Below are 18,899 nucleotides of genomic sequence, written 5' to 3'. Positions count from 1 at the left end.
GAGGTGCGATCAGAGACCGGCAACCAGGCCCGAGACCGGGGCGGTGTTCAGGCCGGTGACACCCTCCACGGTGCCGACGACCGTGTCGACCAGGCCGGAGACCGGGGCGATGCCGTTGACAGCGTCGAGGGCACCGTTCACGGCGTTGACCTGCAGGCCGCCGGAGACGTTGTCGAGCTCGGCGTCGGAGATCTCGACGGTCGCAACCTGGGGGGTGGAGTTCATGATGGAACTTCCCTTCCTAATGGATATCTCACAAGGGGGAGCGGCCCCCTCTGGGGACAGATGACGGCCGCGACCGCAGGCATCCGGCGCCCGTTTCCGGGAGCCGTACACGACCCCTGCGGTGCGATGGATCAAAGCACGCTGCGGGTACGGGCTTCCAATCAAACTTCGGCCTCACCAGGGCACTTTGATCTCAGCGGCATCGATCGGTGCAGAAGTGCCCACGTCTTGTAGGCGACTTCTTCACATGCGTCACAGCATCGGCTCGGACGAGCTGTTGCATCGCCTCACAGGCGGGCGGTGAAGGTCGCGGCGAATGCGACACTCCGGCCTCAAGGGGGTGACCGCCGGTAGCACCCCTGTGCAGAACCTCGGCCCACGGTGACTTCGTTGAGTATTGAATGTGTAGATTCGCTGAAGCATGGATTCCGGTCCACTTTCTCAACTGACCGTTACTGATCGGTAGCGGATCGTGTCGGCTCGTGTCGGCTCGGGTCAGCCCAGAAGCGCGTAGACCGTGCTCGCCCGGGCCGCGATTTCTCCCGACCCCTCGTCGGTCATCGCGATGTCGGCAAACGCCATGCGCCGGCCCAGCTTGGTGACGACGGCTTCGATCAGGACATCCGCACCGATCACGGCGCGCTGAAAGGACGTCGACTGCTGCACCGTCGTCATCGGTACGTACGACCCGCGCGCCGCCGACACGGCGATCACGGTGGCGGTGTCGGCGGCGGCCATCAGCGCCTGCCCCGACAGGGCGCCGCCCTCCCGGGCCAGCCCGTCCGACCAGGGCATGCGCAGGATCGCGCGGTGGCCCTCCACCGCCTCGACCGACAGGCCCAAGTCGAGGACCCAGGGGGCGAAGTTGGCGGAGAGGATCTTGTCGGCTTCAGCGGTGGTCATCGTCATATGGGGGATTGTTCCGGCCGCCGGACCGACAGGTGCGGTCCTTGGCCGATTCGGTGTTGCGAACGCGACGCGCTGAAACGGAATTGAACGCCCCGGGCGACCCGTGCGTACCAACTGCCAACCAGGCGCCCCGAAAAGCCGCCGCACAAGGCGGCGAAGACCCCGTCCCCCAGGAGGTCGAGAAGTTTGAGTCACAAGCGAATTCCGAAGCGCAAGGCCGCGATAGCAGCGGGCAGCGTGGTGGCGCTCGGAGCGGCCGCGATCCTGCTGCCCAACGCCAACGCGTCGCAGGACGCCGCGACGGACAACGCCGCCGCTCCCAAGACCCTGAAGGCGGCGGACGCGTCGGATCTCGCCTCACAGCTCGCGGGAATGCTGGGCGACGCCTTCGCCGGTTCGTACTACGACGCCGAGAGCCAGCAGCTCGTCGTCAACGTCATCCCCGGCGACAACAACAACGTGATCGTCCAGGCGAAGCGGGCCGGCGCCAAGGTCCGCGAGGTCGAGAACAGCCTGAACGAGCTCGCGTCCGGCGCGCAGACCCTGAAGTCCGAGGCGACCATCCCGGGCACGGCCTGGTCGGTCGACCCCAGAACGAACAAGATCCTCGTCACCGCCGACAGCACCGTCACCGGCGACAACTGGGACCAGCTGGAGTCGACCGTCGACGGCCTCGGTACGGGCATGGCGACCATCAAGAAGTCGGCCGGCACCTTCAAGACGTTCCTCTCCGGCGGCGACGCCATCTTCGCCGGCGGCTCACGCTGCTCCGCGGGCTTCAACGTCACCGCGGGCGACGGCACCCCCGCCTTCCTGACCGCCGGTCACTGCAGCCTCGGTGGCAACGAGTGGTCGGACACCGAGGGCGGCCAGCCGATCGCCACCGTCGACCAGTCCACCTTCCCCGGCGACGGCGACTTCGCGCTCGTGAAGTACGACGACCCGGCGACCGAGGCGCCGAGCGAGGTCAACGTCGGCGACCAGGCCGTCCCGATCAGCCAGGCAGCGGACGCCGAGGTGGGACTCCAGGTCTTCCGGATGGGCAGCACCACCGGGCTGAACGACGGTCAGGTCCTCGGACTCGACGCCACCGTCAACTACCCGGAGGGCACCGTCACCGGGCTCATCCAGACCGACGTCTGCGCCGAGCCCGGCGACAGCGGCGGCTCCCTGTTCACCCAGGACGGGCTGGCGATCGGCCTGACCTCCGGCGGCAGCGGTGACTGCACGGTCGGCGGCGAGACCTTCTTCCAGCCGGTGACCACCGCCCTGGAGGCGGTCGGCGCGACCCTCGGCGGCGACGCCGCGGGCGGCGGCGCGGGTGCCGGTGAAGAGGCCGGCGCCGGTGAAGAGGCCGGTGCGGGCGAGGAAGCGGGCGCGGGCGAGGAAGCCGGTGCCGGTGAAGAGGCCGGTGCGGGTGAGGAAGCCGGTGCGGGTGAGGAAGCCGGTGCGGGCGAGGAGGCCGGAGCCGGTGAAGAGGTCGGCGGCGGCAACGCCGACGGCACGGGCAACGGCCTCGGCGAGATCGTCGGAAACGGCGTCGGGAACTGACGCCCTGACACCGGCGCACGGATCCGAGTGATCCGGACGACAACACGGTCCGGCCCTCCGGCGGGAGGGTCGGACCGCTGTCGTGTCCGGAGCCGCCAGCCGTCAGCCGTCAGCCGTGGCCGTCACCCGCGCGCCCGCAACAGCAGCAGCGCCACGTCGTCGACCCGTTCGTGCCTGGACGCGCTGTGCTGCACGAGCAGATCGGCGAGTTCGTCCAAGGGCAGCTCCCCGGACTCGGTGAGCAACTGGCCGAGCTCGGCGAGCGCGTCCTCGATGTCGATGCCGGGCGACTCGATCAGCCCGTCGGTGTAGAGGACGAGCACACAGCCGGGCGTGAGGTCGACCTCCGTCGTCGGATACGTGGGCGAGCCGTCGATGCCCAGCAGCGGGCCGCCCGCGAGGTCGAGCACCCGCACGCGTCCGTCCGGCCGTCGCAGCAGCGGCGGCGGATGCCCGGCACGGGCCATCACCGCCCGCCCGTGTTCCGGATCGAGACGCAGATACAGACAGCTGGCGAACAGGTCGGAACCGAGGTCGAGCAGCAGCCGGTTGGTGCTGCGCATGACCTCCTCCGGGGCTTGACCGACGGTCGTGTACGCCCGTACGGCGGTGCGGATCTGGCCCATCAGGCCGGCCGCGGTGACGTTGTGCCCCTGCACGTCCCCGATCACCGCAGCCGTCAGCCCGTCCTCCGTCCGCACCAGGTCGTAGAAGTCGCCGCCGATCTCCATGCCCTGGGTGGCGGGCAGATAGCGCGCCGCCGCTTCGATGCCGGGCAGCGTCGGCAGCGAGTGCGGGAGCAGGGCGGCCTGCAGTCCGTGCGCCAGCTGGTGCTTGACGTCGTAGAGCAGGGCGCGCTCCAGCGCCTGCGCGATGAGCCCGCCGAGGCTGGTCAGGACCGCTCGCTCGTCCGCCGGGAAGGGATGCCGCTCCGAGTAGGCGAGCACACACGTGCCCACCGGCCGCCCCGAGGCGATCAGCGGCAGGTACGCCCAGGCCGCGAAGCCGTCGGGCGTCGAGTACCGCGTCGGATACAGGCGCTCCAGCTGCTGCTGGGAGTCGAAGAACGCGGGCACACCGGTGGTCAGCGCGTGCGTGCCCGGGGTCTGCTCGGTCAGCGGCAGACCGTCGAAGCGCTCCACGATCTGCGGATCCGCATAGCCTCGGTGACCGAGCACGTGCAGCCGGCCCGCCCGCGTCCCCAGGACGACCAGCGCCTGGCTGCCGACGGCCGGGACGATCTCGTCCGCGACCAGCTGCACCACGTCCTGCACACCCGCCGCCTCGGTGAGCGCGCCGGACAGGCTCAGCACCTGGGAGATGGTCACGAGCCGGCCCGGCGGGTCGTCCTGTTGCGGCCCACTGCGGCCCATCTCCGCCACCGCGCGGGCCCGGCTGATCCGCACGCTCAGACCGGTCGTGCTCGGATACATACGGAACGACAGCCAGTCGCCGGGCGGGCGCAGCGCCAGGAAGGACGTGGTGTGCTGGCTCATCAGCGCGCCCCGGTAGCGGTCCTCGTACACCGGGTCGTTGAGCCACGGCACCGACGCCCACAGCTGGTTGCCGAGCAGCCGGTTGACCGGGACGCCGATCAGCTCGGCCGCCGCGGGGTTGGCGAAGCTGACCCGGCCGTGCAGATCGAGCGAGCACAGGCCGTACGGCAGCCGTGACACCATGCGCGCCGCCTCCACCGTGCCGAGCGTGCCGGCGGCGCCGCTGAAGGCCGGCCCGGCGACCAGATCGGGCTCCGGCAGCGGCGGAAGGCTCTCTTCCAGGGCGCGTTCCAGCCGCACCGCGAGCCGTCGGCAGGCGGCGGTGAGATGGTCGCGCTCCCGCTCCGACAGCTCCGGGGGGTGTGCGCCGGGCCAGGTCACGAAGATCGCGCCATAGGCGGTGGTCTCGGTGGCCACGGGCAGCGCGGCCAGCGCGAAGGGATAGGGCAGCACGACGGCGATCCGCGGATAGCGGGCCGCCATGTCCTCCTCGCCCTTGACCCAGACGAGCCGCCGCTCACGCACGGCCTCCGCGACCGGGATCGGCGCGCTCAGCCCGACCCGCTCCCAGGGCGCCGCGAACGCCCGGGGCAGGCCGGCCATCACCGCCATCTCCAGCACGGGCTCGTCGGCCGCCAGCAGGTACACCGCACCGGAGTGCGCGTGCACCTCGTCCATCATCGAGGCGAGCGCCAGCGACAGGAGCGGCCGGCCGACCCGGGTCCGCGCGGCGGCCGGCGCCTGGGCGGACGTCTGCCCGTCGGACACGCCGACCACCTCCTCCGCAGGGCCGCGCGACGGGTCCCAGGGCTCAAATCTCCCCCCTCACGGCCCGCCGCGCACGGCGAGCGGCACCCGGTCCTGCCGGACCGTTCGCACCGCGAGAGCCGGGGCCCGTACCCCATGGCCGTGAGCCCATGCCCCCACAGTCGATGCGCGACCCCGGCGTACGGGCGCCTCGCGTGCGCCCCCGCGCACCCTGTTGGCCGGATCTTCGCGCCCGCAGACGGTCATGGACGCCAACAATGGGGCACGCGCTCAACACCATGAGAGCGACGAACGGCGGGGTGGAGGGGCGGCAGTGATCCGGGTCCTTGTGGTGCATGACGTGTGTCTGGTGCGATCGGTGCTGGCGGAGTGGCTGCGCCGAGATCCAGGCCTGGAGGTGTACGACGCCCCGTGGCGCAGCGCGCCGGGTCGGGCGCGCTCCGTCCGACCGGACGTGTGCGCGGTGGATCTGGACTGCACGGACACGTACGGCATACCCCCGCTCGCCGAGCTGCGATTACGGGAGGCGGGCCGGACGCCGCCGCACCTGCTGGTGCTGGCGAGCGCGCACCGGCCGGGACTGCTGAAGCGGGCCCTGGAGGCGGGAGCGCTCGGGTACGTCGACAAGGAGGGTTCGCCGGACCGGCTGGTGCGTGGAATCCGGCGCGTCGCCAAGGGGGAACGTTTCGTCGACGATTCGCTGGGCTTTGCTTTCCTCAAGGCCGCCGAGATGCCGCTGACCCGGCGTGAGCTCAGCGTGCTGTCCCTCGCGGCGGAGGGAGCCTCCGTCGCGGAGATCGCCGGGAGCCTGCACCTGTCCCACGGGACGGTGCGCAACTACATGGCGGCCATCACCCGCAAGACCGGGGCCCGCAACCGCATCGACGCGATCCGTATCTCCCAGGGCGAGGGCTGGCTCTGAACCACTACCGCGGCACGGGCGTCCAGCCGCCGACGAGTTCGCGATAGCGGGCCGAGTGCCGTACGAGCTCGTCGTGTGTCCCGTACGCCGTGTCGCGGCCGTCCATCATCAGGACGCGGTCGGCACGGCGGGCCGAGCTGATGCGGTGCGCGACGACGACCAGCGTGCCACCGGGGCGGGCCGCGAACGCTTGCTCCGCGCGTTCCTCGGCCCGCGCATCGAGGTGACAGGTGGCCTCGTCGAGGAGCGCGAGCGGGGCGTACGACAGGTGGGCCCGGGTCAGCGCGATCAGCTGCCGCTCGCCCGCGGACAGCGCCCCGGGATCCACCCGGCCCTCCGGCCCGCCCAGCGCGTCGAGCAGCGGCGCCAGCCCGACCGCCTCGGCGGCGGCGAGCAGCTCCGCGTCGGAGACCGGGTCCGGCCGCAGCAGGCCGAGGTTCTCGGCGAGGGTGCCGGTGAACACGTACGCCTCCTGCGGAATGAGCACCCGCCGCGCGGCCGCACCCGGCCCCGGCACCACCTCCCCGCACACCCGGACGGTGCCGCACCGGGGCTCCAGCAGCCCGGCCACCAGCGCCGTCAGCGTGGACTTCCCGATCCCGCTCGGCCCGACGACGGCCAGGTGGGAGCCGGCCGGGAGGGTGAGGTCGAGGTCGTCGATCACGGGGAGTGCGGTGGGGCCGTAGGCGAAGGTGACGGAGGTGAGGGTGAGGGCGGGAGGTGCGGGAGCGGTGGGGTGTGGGAGTTCGGCAATCGGTCGCGGGGAGTCGGCGTGGTCCGGGGATGGTGCGGGTGTGCCGGCGGGAGGCAGGGACGGTGCCGGACCGTCGTCCGGATGAGTGGGTGACGCACCAGGGCCGCCGGCCCTGGGCGGATCGGCCCGGTTGGCCACCGCACCGGTCGCGCCGAGCGTGACTCGGCCGGTCGCCGCTGCGGACGCATCCGGCGGGCTCGGCGCACTGGCCGCGGCTGGCACGCCGAGCCTCCGGGCCTTGTCCGGTCCGCTCTCCTCCGGCACCAACCGCCGTATCACCACCGCCAGTCGTGAGCCGCTCGTGCCCAGGCCGTGGACCAGGTTGTGCAGGGCGGGGAGCAGGGACTGGGTGACGTAGGCGAGGGCGCCGACCAGGGCGCCGGTGGTGACGCCGTGTCGCAGGAGCCAGGGCGCGGCGGCGAGGAGCAGCACGATCGGGAGTTGTCCGCCGAGGGCGAGGGCGGCCACGCGGAGCACACCGAAGCGGGCGAGGGAACGGGCGGCCCGCAGCTCGGCGTCCACCAGGTCCCCGGTATCGGCGGCCATCCGCTTCTGTGCGCCGGCCGCCGTGATGTCGCGCAGCCCGGGGCAGACGGCGCCGAGCCGGTCGGCCAGGGCCTCGTCGGCTGCGAGGAAGACCTCCTGTCTGCGGGCCAGCGGACGCAGCGTCACCGCGAACAGGCCCACCCCCGCGGCCAGCGGCGGCAGCACGACGAGCAGCAGCAGCGGAGCCAGCGAGAACAGGCCGGCCAGCGCGCCGACCGCGGTGAACACGAACGACCGCGACACCATGACCAGCCCCGCGAAGGTGTCCCGCGCGATCTCCACCTGCTGGGTGAGCCCGGACAGCGCCCCGCGGTCCGCCTCCCGCACCCCGCGCTCCACCACCCGGGTCACGAGCCGGTCCCTCAGCGGTTCGACCAGCGCCGCGACCGCCCCGTACACGCGGGCCGTGCCGTACGCGCCGACGACGACCCCGAGACCGGCGACACCGAGCCACCCGAGCCCGACCTCCGTACGGCCCCGGAGGAACCCGTCGTCCAGGGCGCGGGCCGGGGCGTATCCGATGAGGAAGCTCTGTCCCGTCTCCAGCACGGACCACAGGGCGAGCCGTACGAGGACGGGCCATCGTGCCCGCAGGAAGCCCAGAGCGCGCGGGTGGAGGCCACGGGTCACGCCGGTTCCTCCCCGGTGAATGCCTCCCGGTACTCCGCGATGTTCCACAGCTCCTCGTGCCGCCCGACCGCGCGCACCCGCCCGCCGTCCAGCCAGGCCACCGCGTCGGCCCTGGCCGCCGTCGCCGCACGGTGGGCGACCAGCAGGCGGGTGGCGGACGAGCCGCCGGTCAGGGCCTCGGTGATGCGGGCCTCCGTCACGGTGTCGAGGCTGGACAGCGCGTCGTCGAGGATCAGCAGGCGGCCGTCGTGGGCGAATGCCCGGGCGAGTCCGAGGCGTTGGGACTCGCCGCCGGAGCGCGGGGCGTCGGCAAGTGCGGTGCCGTAGCCGTGGGGCAGGCGGCGGATGAAGTCGTCCGCGTGTGCCGTGCGGGCAGCCTCCCGGACGCGGGCGGGGGAGGGGTCCGGCAGACCCAGGCCGATCGCGTCCTCGACGGTGCCGCCCAGCAGGGCGGGGCGTTCGAAGGCGTAGGCGACGGCGCGGCGCAGGTCGTCGTGGGTCAGCTCGGTCAGCGGCACTTCGTCGAGCAGGACCTCGCCGTCGTCCGGGTCGGCCAGGCGCCCGGCGAGCGCGGCGAGCAGGGACTTGCCCGCTCCGGAACGCCCGACCACGGCCACGGTGGTCCCGCCGGGGACGACCAGGTCGATCCCGTCCAGCACGGCGTGTCCGCCGCGCCGGGCGGTCACGCCGCGCAGCTCCAGGCGGCCGGGGCCGGGAGGCAGCCGGCGCCCGCCATGGGCGGGGGCCGGCTCGGCGACGACCTCACCGAGGCGTCCGGCCGCCGCACGGGCGCGGGCCAGACTCGCGAGCTGGGCGACCAGCACGCCGACACCGGTCGCCAGCACCGCGTAACGGGACGCGGCGAGCATCTCGCCGACGGACAGCCGGTGCCGGGTGAGCAGGACGCCGGCGACGGCTATGACACCGAGCTGCAGCAGCGGGGCCACGGTGACGGCCTGGGCGGCAGCCCGCCCCTGCACCCGCCACATCCGGTGCCCGGCGCGGGAGAGTTCGGGCAGCGGCCGCAGGATCCGCGCCGTCTCCCGGTCCGTCGCACCCGCCGCGCGGATGGTGCGCCGGCCGTCGACGGCCTCGGCGAGCGCGGCGGCGATCCGGCCCTGTTCCTGCTGGTAACGGGCCACACAGCGGGAGGTGTCACGGGCGAAGGTCCGCAGCAGGGCGGCCAGTACCGGCGCCCCGGCGAGGAACACGGCCGCGAGCCACAGGTCGATCAGGCCGAGAGCGACGATGCCCCCGACCGGTCCGGCGAGCGCGGCGAGCAGTGCGGCTCGGGCGGCCGGTGCCGTGCCGGCCTGCGCGGCGTTGCCGACGAGCCGTGCGACCAGGTCGCCGGCCCCGAAGCGGGCGGTGGCCCGCGGGCCCACGGCCAGGACGTGCCCGGTCAGCCGCCGCCGCAGCCAGGCGGCCGTCCGGGCGTCGACGGTGCCGACCAGGACGCTCTGGCATCCGTCGAGCAGGGCGAGCAGCAGCACCAGTCCGGCGCAGCACAGCACCCAGCCCGTCGCCGGTGCCCGGGCCAGCAGGAGATCCAGGGTCCGCCCGAGCGCGGCGGGCAGCAGCAGCCCGGCCCCGGTCGCGGCCGTCGCCACCAGGCACAAGGCCGCCGTACGGGCCCCGCTGTGCCGGGTGGCCGCATGCAGCAGCGCGCGGGAAGCGTCGTCGGCAGGAGTCGTCGTGCGCCTCATACGGCTGCGGCCTCGCTCCCTCGTCCGGGCAAGGGCCCCGGGCGGCCCTCCCGTGAAGGAGGGAGACCGCCCGGGGCCGCGGTTGCGCGATGTCCGTCAGAGACAGAGCGTGATGCTGGCCTGGCTGGCGCACAGGAGGAGGCTGGCCACGCTGCCGCCGCCGGTGTACTCCTCGGTCTCCATCGTCTGCAGGTCGAGCAGTGCCATGTCGGGTCCTCTCATTGGTGGGGACGGGGTTGTGTCACGACTCCTTCAGGTGGCGGAGCCGCGTTCCGGGTGCCGCGTCGGCGGCGGGAGGAAGGGCAGGTGGGCCGGGGTGGTGCCGGCCGCGTCGGCGCCGAGGGCGGCTCCGAGCGCGAGCAGACAGCCGGCCGTTCCGGTGCCCAGGTCCATGGAGAGCCGCATCATCTGGTGTCCGGGGAAGGCCAGTTGGCCCTGGTAGGACATCGCGTACCAGCCGAGCCCGGCGATCTGCCCGGCCAGCCGGTCCGCGTCCGCGCCCGGTGCCGTCGTGCGGCTGAGGTGCAGGATCATCCCGGCACGCCCCTGGAAGAGGCCGGGCTGAGCGTAGAAACGTGAGGTGGCGGCGGTGAGGATGCCGGCGCGGGCCCGCTCGAACGCGTCCGTGCCGACGCCGGAGTCCCGATCGGACCGTCCGGTCCCGCCACCGGTGGCGGCGGCATGCAGGAGGTAGTCGTCGACGACCATCCCCACCCCGACGCTCCCGTCGCCCAGATACGGCATCGTCCGCCAGCCCTCGTCGACCTCCAGCGAGCCGCCCTTCTGCTCCACGCAGCACGCCAGGTCCTGACGCAGCGCCTCACCGGCCGCGTCCAGCAGCCGCCGGTCGCCGGTCCGTTCGTACTGGCGCAGCAGGAACAGCGCGGGTCCGCTCGCGCCCCGCAGCAGTCCGGCGCGCGGCCGGGCCCCGGACGGGGGCGGTGCGGTCAGCCGCTGTACGAGGATGTCCGCGGCCTCCGCCGCCCGCTCGCGCAGCTCCGGCTCGCCGGTGGTGTCGGCGAGCCCGCCGAGGACCAGCCCCAGCCCGGCCAGTCCGCCGCGCAGGTCGGAGGACAGGCGCTGCCACCTCTCGCGCAGGACCGTGTCGATCAGGTCGAGGGCACGCTGCCGGTGGCCCAGCAGGTCGAGGACGTGGGCCACGCCCGCGAGACCGTCGTACAGGCCCAGCGGAGTGCCGACCGGTGGCGGGTCGGTGCGGTCCAGCAGCCAGCGTTCACCCTCGTCGTAGCGTTCGGCGCCGGTCGCGGCCAGGGCGTACAGCACGCCGGCCGCACCATGGGCGAGGCCCAGCCCGCCGCCGTCGGAGAACTGGCCGACGTCGCCGGGGAAGAGCCGGTCCTCGCGCTCCGGGGTGGCCGAGGCGAGCAGCGCCTTGACCATGGAGTCGCGGCTGTAGGGCCAGTCGCCGGGTTCCACGAAGGACGCGGAGCGGGCGCGGGCCGTGTGCGCGGCACGCTCGGGACCGGACACGTCCCGGCAGATCTCGGCGACCGCCTCGTCCAGGAACTCCCGCGGCACGTCCGGGAACTGCCCCGCGATCACGTCCGCCAGGTGCGCCGCCTTGTCGCGGTCCACCACGAACAACGAGGTGATCGGCAGGAACATGGCCAGCCTCAGGCAGGCCAGCGCATAGCGGTCGACGTCCGCGCCCCTGCGGTCGGCCGGGGCCAGGAAACCGGGGTGGGCGACGACCTGGCGGCCGTTCTCGCCGACCGGGGCCGCCGCCTCGAAGTCGAGCAGGGACACCGACTCGTCGTCGGGGGCGACCATGATGTTGAAGACGTGCAGGTCGTTGAAGACGATCCCGCGCGCGTGCACCGTCTCCACCGCCCGCTCCACGGCGCGGTGGATGCGCAGGGCCCAGGCCGTGTAGTCGGCCACGGCGCCCGGATCGGGGTCCGGGCCGATCAGCGGGTGCCGTTCGGCGAAGAAGGAGTTGAGGGGGCGCCCCTCCACGAAGTCCATGACCAGGAAGCGGTGGTCGCCGAGCAGGAACCAGTCGCGCACCTCGGGCACCACACCGGTCCCCGCCAGCTGCTCGAGCGCGTGCCGCTCCCGCTCCAGCCGGGTCACGGCGTCCGCGCCGTCCGCGGCGAGACCCGCGTGCGGCCGGCCCTCCTTGAGGACCACCTTGCGTCCGTCCCGGGTGTCGGTGCCCGTGTACACCCCGCCGCCGTTGGAGAAGTGCAGCGCCTTCTCGATGCGGTACGGCAACTCGCCGACCGTCGTCGTGTTGCGGGCCGCCAGCTGCGGCGCGAGGAACTCGGGAAGTGTCACCCACTCCGGCACCTGGAAGGACGGCGCCCGCCGGTCCGGCACCAACCGGCCTTCCCCGTCCCGCACCGCCGGCACCAGCGAACCGCGGTCGTCGACGACGAAGAGGCGCGCGAAGGCGCCGTAGCGGACGTACAGCGGACCGTCGTCCCACCGCAGATCGGTGAGGATGTACGGTCCCTCGAACCCCTCCAGCAGCCGGCCCAACTCGCGCAGCACCGTGTGGAGCTGCTGCTCGTCGGCCGGGTAGACGGTGACGAACTTGCCGCTGGAGTCGCGGCCCGCGTACTTGGCGTTGCGCAGATGCAGCAGCTGCGGGCCGGGCACGAACTTGAACGGGATGCCCCTCGGCACGCAGTAGTCCCGGACGATCCGCGCGATCTGCTCCGCGTTCGCCAGGGTGGCCGAGGCATGGATCTTCCAGCCCTGCGCCGGGCCCGGCAGCGGGGCGCCGTCCGGGCCGAGCGGCGTCAGCGTCAGCCAGTCGCCGATCCGTGCCGCCGTCCAGCCGTCGGGGACCTCGTCCCGCGCTGCCCCGTACAGACGCGCGGCGCCCTGCGTGCCCGCCGACAGCCGGTCCGGCGTCTCGTAGAAGTGCCTGTCGGCGAGCGCGTACACCTCGTAGCGCTTGTCCATGCGTCCCCCTCACTGGTCCGGCACCGAGACTTCCAGCGAGGCAACGGCTACGGACAGTCATGACTGTCACGAGATCGCCGTGCGGAACGCATGCGTAAAGACATGTTCGGGCCCTTTCGAGCACCGGAACCCCGCCCGCTCCACGGAACGCGCCACAGGGGCTGCGCAGGTGTCTGATAAGCGCTGTAATGGCGAACGTGGTCGGTGAGGGCGTCGCGGAACGCGGAACGAGAAGGCTGCGTGCCGAAGTTGCCCTCAAGACGGTCGCCGCCGACCCGGACTCACCGGACCGACTGCGGCGCGTGCTCGAACAGGCCCTCGTCTTCGGCGGAGCGACACTCGCCGCCGTGTACGCACCGGGCGAGGACGAGGACCTGCTGTGCCTGGTCGAGTCCGCCGGTGTGCCGAGGACCTTCTACGGGCTGCGCGACAGCTACCCGCGCTCCGGCCGGTCCGCGGTGGCCGGCGCGCTGCGCACCGGAGACGCACGGTGGCTCGGCCCGGCGGAACTGGCCGCGCGGACGGAGTCCCGACGTGCATCCGGTCCTGACTTCTTCCTGGCGGCCCTGCCGACCCGCGGCGACGAGGGCGACGGGTGTCTGCTGGCCGTGAGCGAGCGCCCCGGCGGCTTCGACTCCGACGACCGGGAGTGCCTGGAGCTGATCGCCGAGGCCGTCGCCTTCCCCGCCCTGCCCGCGGCAACGGACGGGGGCGAGCTGCCGGCCAACGCGTTCAGCCTCGCCATGGACACCGGTCGCGTCGAGGTCGGCGACGACATCCTGGCGCTGTTCGGTCTCGGCCCGGACGACTTCGACGGCAAGGTCGAGACCCTGCTGGGCCTGACCGTGCCGGAGGACCTGCCGTCGCTGATGTCGGTCGTCGAGGCCGATCACACCGCGCTCGGCGACCGCGACCTGGAGTTCCGGGTCCTTCAGCCCACCGGCCCGCCCAGATGGCTCAGGCTGCGCGGCCGCCTGCTGCCCGGCGGTGAGGGACTCCCGGCCCGCATCGTCGGCACCGTGGCCGACGCCTCCACCCTGCGCGCCGAGGTCACCGACGTGGCCCGGGTCCAGCGCCTCGCCGCCGCGCTCGCCACCGCAGGCACCGTGCGCGACGTCAGCCACGCCGTCGTCACGGCCCTGCGCAAGCCGCTGCGCGCCGACCGCATCGCCCTCGCCGAGCTGGAGAGCGACCGCCTCGTCGTCACCGTCCTCGACCCGCCCGACCCCGAGTCCTGGCCGGAGCTGTGGCGCGTGGAGTGGCGTACCGAATGGCCGGACGCGCCGGTGCGCGCCATGCCCACCCTCGCCGCCGCCCTGCGCGAGGGCCGCGCCCAGATCTGGCCCGCCGGCAGCCTGCTGGAACCGGCCCTCGCCGACGTCGGCCCCGGCGGTCTGGCCGTCCTGCCGCTGCCCGCCGGGGGCCGGATGGTCGGCGCCTGCCTGATCGGCTGGGACGCCCCGCACGACTTCGGCCCCGACGAGCGTGCCCTGCTCACCGCCTCCGCCGGCCTCGCCGGCCAGGCCCTGCTGCGCGCCCACGCCTTCGACGCCGAGCACGAACTCGTCGGCATGCTCCAGCGCCAGCTGCTGCCGCGCCGCCTGCCCCGGCTGCCCGGCGCGGAGGCCGTCGCCCGGTATCTGCCGACCACCGCCGGACTGGAGGTCGGCGGCGACTGGTACGACGTGATCCCGCTGCCCGACAACCACGTCGCCCTGGTCATCGGCGACGTCCAGGGTCACAGCGCGGCCGCCGCCACCCTCATGGGCCAGATGCGCACCGCGCTGCGCGCCTACGCCGCCGAAGGACACCCCCCGGACGTCGTCGTCGACCACGCCAACCGCCTCCTCATGGACATGGAGACCGACCTCTTCGCCACCTGCTGCTACGTCGACGTCGATCTGGAGGAGGGCTCCGCCTGGTGCGTGCGCGCCGGTCACCCTCCGCCGGTCCTGCGCCACCCGGACGGCAGCACCGAGATCGCCGAGGCGGAGGGCGGCCCGCCGCTCGGCGTGCTGCGGCAGGCCGGCTTCCCGATGAGCCCGCTCGGGCTGCAGCCCGGCACGGTGGTCGCCCTGACCACCGACGGCCTCGTCGAGTCCGCGGACGCCGACATCGACACCGGCATGGCCCGGCTCGCCCGGGACCTCGCCCGCTCCGACCCCGCCCACCTCGGCCTCGTCGCCGACGCCCTGCTCGAGGGCGCCCGCCGCAGCGACGACATCGCGCTGCTTCTGATGCGCTACGACGGCATGGCCGTACGGCCCCTGCGCGAGAGCTGGACCGTCTGGCGCGTCCCGCAAGCCGTCGGCCACGCCCGCCGCTTCACCCGGCGCACCCTGCGCGCCTGGGGGGTGCCGCCGCAGGACATGGACGCCGTTCTGCTCGTCGTCTCCGAACTCGTCACCAACGCCCTCGTGCACACCGACGGCCGGGTCCGCCTCGACCTCACCTTCGTCAACCACCGGTTGCGTGTGTCCGTCGCCGACTCCTCGCCGCGCACGCCGGTCAAACCGACCAGCATCAGCTGGGAGGCCACCGGCGGGCGCGGCATCCTCCTGGTCGAGGCCATGGCGGCGACCTGGGGAACGGTGCCGGTCAGTGGCGGAAAACAGGTGTGGAGCGAGATCGTCCTGGGCGGCTGAGACCGCGCTCCGGTGAACGGTCGATGGCGTGGAAGTTGCGAGCGAGCCAATCCCGGCACCGTCAAATTGGCCGATTCGGGGCTAAGGTGAACCGATGAAGGCTCTCGTGCTGTCCGGTGGCGCCGGTACGCGCCTGAGGCCGATCACGCACACTTCGGCCAAACAGCTCGTGCCGGTTGCGAACAAGGCCGTGCTCTTCTACGGGCTGGAATCCATCGCCGCGGCCGGGATCACCGAGGTCGGTCTGATCGTCGGTGACACCGCCCCGGAGATCCAGGACGCCGTCGGAGACGGCTCCAAATTCGGTCTGGAGATCACCTACATTCCCCAGGAACGGCCCCTGGGGCTGGCCCACGCCGTACTCATCGCCCGTGACTACCTCGGCGACGACGACTTCGTGATGTACCTCGGCGACAACTTCATCGTCGGCGGAATCGCCGGTCTCGTCGACGAGTTCCGCATCAACCGCCCCGACGCCCAGATCCTGCTCACCCGCGTCCAGGACCCCCGCTCCTTCGGTGTCGCCGAACTCGACGACGCGGGCCAGGTCGTCGGCCTGGAGGAGAAACCGGAGCACCCCAAGAGCGATCTCGCCCTGGTCGGCGTCTATCTCTTCACCCCGGTGATCCACGACGCGGTGCGCGCCATCACACCGTCCTGGCGCGGCGAGTTGGAGATCACCCACGCCATCCAGCACCTGATCGACGCCCGCGCCGACGTGCGCTGCACGGTCATCAAGGGCTACTGGAAGGACACCGGGAACGTCGCCGACATGCTGGAGGTGAACCGGACCGTCCTGGAGGGCCTCACGCGCCGCATCGACGGCGATGTCGACGACGCCTCGGAGACCGTCGGACGCGTGGTCGTCGAGGAGGGGGCGCGCATCGTGAACTCGCGCATCGTCGGCCCCGCCGTCGTCGGCGCCGGCACCGTCGTCGAGGACTCCTACGTCGGCCCCTTCACCTCCATCGCGCAGAACTGCCGTATCGGCGACAGCGAGTTGGAGTTCTCCATCGTGCTGCGGGACTCCTCGATCCAGGGGGTGGGCCGGATCGAGTCCTCGCTCATCGGCCGGCACGTCGAGGTCACCCCCGCACCCAGCGTCCCCAGCGCCCACCGACTCGTCCTCGGAGACCACAGCAAGGTGCAGATCCACACATGAACCTTCTCGTCACCGGCGGCGCCGGCTTCATCGGCTCGACCTACGTCCGCACGCTGCTCGCCCGCGACGCACCGGACGCGCCCGAGGCGCCGCGGATCACGGTGCTGGACAAGCTGACGTACGCCGGCACCCTGGACAACCTCGAACTCGACCACCCCCGGCTGGAGTTCGTGCAGTGCGACATCCGGGACGCCGAACTGGTCGACAAGCTGATGGCCGAGGCCGACCAGGTCGTGCACTTCGCCGCCGAGTCCCACGTGGACCGCTCGATCGCCGGCGCCGACGACTTCGTCCTCACCAACGTGGTCGGCACGCAGACCCTACTGGACGCGGCCCTGCGCTACGGCGTCGCACCCTTCGTGCACGTGTCGACGGACGAGGTCTACGGCTCGCTGGAGACCGGCTCCGCCACCGAGACGGACATCCTGCGGCCCAGCTCGCCGTACTCCGCCTCCAAGGCCTCCTCCGACCTGCTCGCGCTCGCCTACCACCGCACCCACGGCCTGGACGTCCGCGTCACCCGCTGCTCGAACAACTACGGCCCGCACCAGTTCCCCGAGAAGGTCGTCCCGCTGTTCATCACCAACCTCCTCGACGGCGAGCGGGTACCCCTGTACGGCGAGGGCCTCAACGTCCGCGACTGGCTGCACGTCGACGACCACTGCGACGGCGTCGACCTCGTCCGCACCGAGGGCCGCCCCGGCGAGGTCTACAACATCGGCGGCGGCACCGAGTTGAGCAACAAGGACCTCACCGCCCTGCTGCTTCGGGCCTGCGGCGCCGACTGGGACCGGGTGGAGCACGTCGAGGACCGCAAGGGCCACGACCTGCGCTACTCCGTCGACTGGACCAAGGCCCGCACCGAACTCGGCTACCGGCCCCGCCACGACTTCGCGTCGGGCCTCACAGGCACCGTCGCCTGGTACCGCGACCACCGCGCCTGGTGGGAACCCCTCAAGCGCCGCGTCGGCGAGGAGCACGGATGAGGTGGCTGGTCACCGGAGCGGGCGGCATGCTCGGCCGCGACCTGGTCGAGGAACTGCGCACCCGCGACGAGCAGGTGACCGGCCTCGACCACCCCGCTCTCGAGATCACCGACCCCGACGCAGTCGACCGTGCCCTCACCGCACACCGCCCCGACGTGGTCGTCAACTGCGCCGCGTACACAGCCGTCGACGACGCCGAACAGGACGAGGAACGCGCCCTGCACGTCAACGGCGACGGCCCGCGCATCCTCGCCCGCGCCTGCGCCGCGTACGGGGCCGGCCTGATTCAGGTCTCCACCGACTACGTCTTCGCCGGAGACGCCCGCACTCCCTACGCCGAGGACGCGGCACCCGAACCCCGCACCGCCTACGGCCGCACCAAACTCGCGGGTGAGCGGGCCGTACTGGACGAACTCCCGGACGCGAGCGCAGTCGTGCGCGTCGCGTGGCTCTACGGCGTCCACGGCCGCAGTTTCGTCCGGACGATGATGGAACTCGAAGCCCGCCGGGACACCGTGGACGTCGTGGACGACCAGCGCGGCCAGCCCACGTGGAGCGCCGACGTCGCCGCGACGATCGCCGACCTCGGCCCGCGCGTCGGCCGTGACATGACCGGCGTCCTGCACGCCACCAACTCGGGCGAGGCCACCTGGTACGACCTGGCCCGCGAGGTGTTCCGGCTCCTCGGCGCCGACCCCGACCGGGTGCGGCCCGTCACCGGCGAGGCCTTCGCCCGGCCCGCGCCCCGCCCCGCGTACAGCGTCCTCGCGCACGGCCGCCGGCAGCGGCTCGGCCTCGCGCGAGCACGTGACTGGCGCACCGCCCTGCACGAAGCACTGCCCCGGATCCGCAAGGAGACCCTTCGTGAAACGCCATGAGTTCCTGCGGGAACTGCACAAGGTCAGCGGCAACCGCAACTACCTGGAGATCGGCGTCAACGACGGCCGCAGTCTCCGGCTCTCCCGCGTGCCCACCATCGCCGTCGACCCCGCTTTCAAGGTCGTCACGGAGATCCGCTGCGACGTCCACCTGGTCAAGGCCACCAGCGACGACTTCTTCGCCCGCGACAACCCGCTCGTCCACCTCAGGGGCGGCCGGCATCCGGTGCGGAACCTGCGCCGCGGCCGCAAGCCGTTCGGGTACTGGCGGCGTACCGTCCTCGACCTGTCGTTCATCGACGGCATGCACCTGTTCGAGTACGCGCTGCGGGACTTCATGAACATCGAGCGGCACTCCGACTGGACCAGCGTGATCGTCTTCGACGACATGCTGCCGCGCAACGTCGACGAAGCCGCACGCGACCGGCACACCGGGGCGTGGACCGGCGACGTGTACAAGATCGCCGAGATCCTCGAGCGCTACCGGCCCGATCTGGTGACCGTTCTGGTCGACACCCAGCCCACCGGGCAGCTCGTCGTCTTCGGGGCCGATCCCCGGAACACGGTGCTGCGGGACCGGTACGACGAGATCGTCGCCGAGTACGAGGTGCCCGATCCGCAGAAGGTGCCCGAGGCCATCCTGGACCGGGCGTCGGCGGTGGCTCCGGAGGCGCTGCTCGGGGCGCGTTTCTGGCGGCCGCTGGCGCGGGCCCGCAGGCTCGGTGTGCGGCGTGGGCGGGCGTGGGTGCCGTTGCGGGCTGAGGTTGCGGGGGTTGCCTCCGGCGACTGA

14 protein-coding genes are annotated in these 18,899 nt (G+C 72.7%); 7 read left to right on the top strand and 7 right to left on the bottom strand.

The annotated features are described in order from the left end of the window. Positions 1-9: 9 nt before the first annotated feature. Positions 10-225 (bottom strand): hypothetical protein, encoded by a 216-nt coding sequence (locus tag ACZ7M7_RS17485; RefSeq protein ID WP_030052098.1) that lies wholly within the window; start codon positions 223-225, stop codon positions 10-12. Between the two features lie 495 nt (positions 226-720). Beyond that, entirely contained in the window at positions 721-1,134 is a 414-nt protein-coding gene (locus ACZ7M7_RS17480; RefSeq protein ID WP_383601588.1) for a PaaI family thioesterase, read from the bottom strand. Between the two features lie 186 nt (positions 1,135-1,320). Here ACZ7M7_RS17480 and ACZ7M7_RS17475 point away from each other — a divergent pair, with 186 nt between their 5' ends. After that, the gene (locus ACZ7M7_RS17475; RefSeq protein WP_472117491.1) at positions 1,321-2,685 is read left to right on the top strand and encodes a S1 family peptidase; all 1,365 of its coding nucleotides are present in this window, start codon (positions 1,321-1,323) and stop codon (positions 2,683-2,685) included. A gap of 122 nt (positions 2,686-2,807) precedes the next feature. Here the strand turns inward: ACZ7M7_RS17475 and ACZ7M7_RS17470 are convergent, their stop codons facing one another. Continuing rightward, a complete protein-coding gene (locus tag ACZ7M7_RS17470) occupies positions 2,808-4,958 on the bottom strand; it encodes a PP2C family protein-serine/threonine phosphatase (protein ID WP_472117488.1) in 2,151 nt (716 codons plus the stop codon). A 304-nt stretch (positions 4,959-5,262) separates the two neighbouring features. Between ACZ7M7_RS17470 and ACZ7M7_RS17465 the strand changes: the two genes are divergently transcribed. After that, positions 5,263-5,871 (top strand): LuxR C-terminal-related transcriptional regulator, encoded by a 609-nt coding sequence (locus tag ACZ7M7_RS17465; RefSeq protein WP_472117485.1) that lies wholly within the window; start codon positions 5,263-5,265, stop codon positions 5,869-5,871. 4 nt (positions 5,872-5,875) lie between these two features. Here the strand turns inward: ACZ7M7_RS17465 and ACZ7M7_RS17460 are convergent, their stop codons facing one another. The 4 genes from ACZ7M7_RS17460 to lanKC all read right to left on the bottom strand — a co-directional run bounded on the left by ACZ7M7_RS17460 (position 5,876) and on the right by lanKC (position 12,438). Next, entirely contained in the window at positions 5,876-7,801 is a 1,926-nt protein-coding gene (locus ACZ7M7_RS17460; RefSeq protein WP_472117483.1) for an ATP-binding cassette domain-containing protein, read from the bottom strand. Next, positions 7,798-9,507 (bottom strand): ABC transporter ATP-binding protein, encoded by a 1,710-nt coding sequence (locus ACZ7M7_RS17455; protein ID WP_472117480.1) that lies wholly within the window; start codon positions 9,505-9,507, stop codon positions 7,798-7,800. The genes ACZ7M7_RS17460 and ACZ7M7_RS17455 overlap by 4 nt, the downstream gene beginning before the upstream one ends. 96 nt (positions 9,508-9,603) lie before the next feature. After that, entirely contained in the window at positions 9,604-9,714 is a 111-nt protein-coding gene (locus ACZ7M7_RS17450) for a SapB/AmfS family lanthipeptide (protein ID WP_048578973.1), read from the bottom strand. A gap of 45 nt (positions 9,715-9,759) precedes the next feature. Further along, a complete protein-coding gene (lanKC, locus tag ACZ7M7_RS17445; protein ID WP_472117477.1) occupies positions 9,760-12,438 on the bottom strand; it encodes a class III lanthionine synthetase LanKC in 2,679 nt (892 codons plus the stop codon). A gap of 188 nt (positions 12,439-12,626) precedes the next feature. Between lanKC and ACZ7M7_RS17440 the strand changes: the two genes are divergently transcribed. From ACZ7M7_RS17440 to ACZ7M7_RS17420, 5 genes are all read left to right on the top strand, one after another. Then, entirely contained in the window at positions 12,627-15,083 is a 2,457-nt protein-coding gene (locus tag ACZ7M7_RS17440; RefSeq protein WP_472117474.1) for a SpoIIE family protein phosphatase, read from the top strand. 94 nt (positions 15,084-15,177) lie between these two features. After that, the gene (locus tag ACZ7M7_RS17435; protein WP_451168876.1) at positions 15,178-16,245 is read left to right on the top strand and encodes a glucose-1-phosphate thymidylyltransferase; all 1,068 of its coding nucleotides are present in this window, start codon (positions 15,178-15,180) and stop codon (positions 16,243-16,245) included. Next, entirely contained in the window at positions 16,242-17,231 is a 990-nt protein-coding gene (gene rfbB, locus ACZ7M7_RS17430; protein ID WP_472117471.1) for a dTDP-glucose 4,6-dehydratase, read from the top strand. The genes ACZ7M7_RS17435 and rfbB overlap by 4 nt, the downstream gene beginning before the upstream one ends. Beyond that, a complete protein-coding gene (gene rfbD, locus ACZ7M7_RS17425) occupies positions 17,228-18,109 on the top strand; it encodes a dTDP-4-dehydrorhamnose reductase (RefSeq protein ID WP_472117469.1) in 882 nt (293 codons plus the stop codon). The genes rfbB and rfbD overlap by 4 nt, the downstream gene beginning before the upstream one ends. After that, positions 18,096-18,899, top strand: coding sequence for a class I SAM-dependent methyltransferase (locus tag ACZ7M7_RS17420; RefSeq protein WP_472117466.1), 804 nt, complete (start codon positions 18,096-18,098; stop codon positions 18,897-18,899). Before rfbD ends, ACZ7M7_RS17420 begins: the two co-directional genes overlap by 14 nt.

The organism is Streptomyces sp. NPDC111606 (assembly GCF_055656945.1).
Note: the sequence above shows the minus strand (reverse complement) of the source record. Positions and strands in the feature narration are given on the sequence as shown.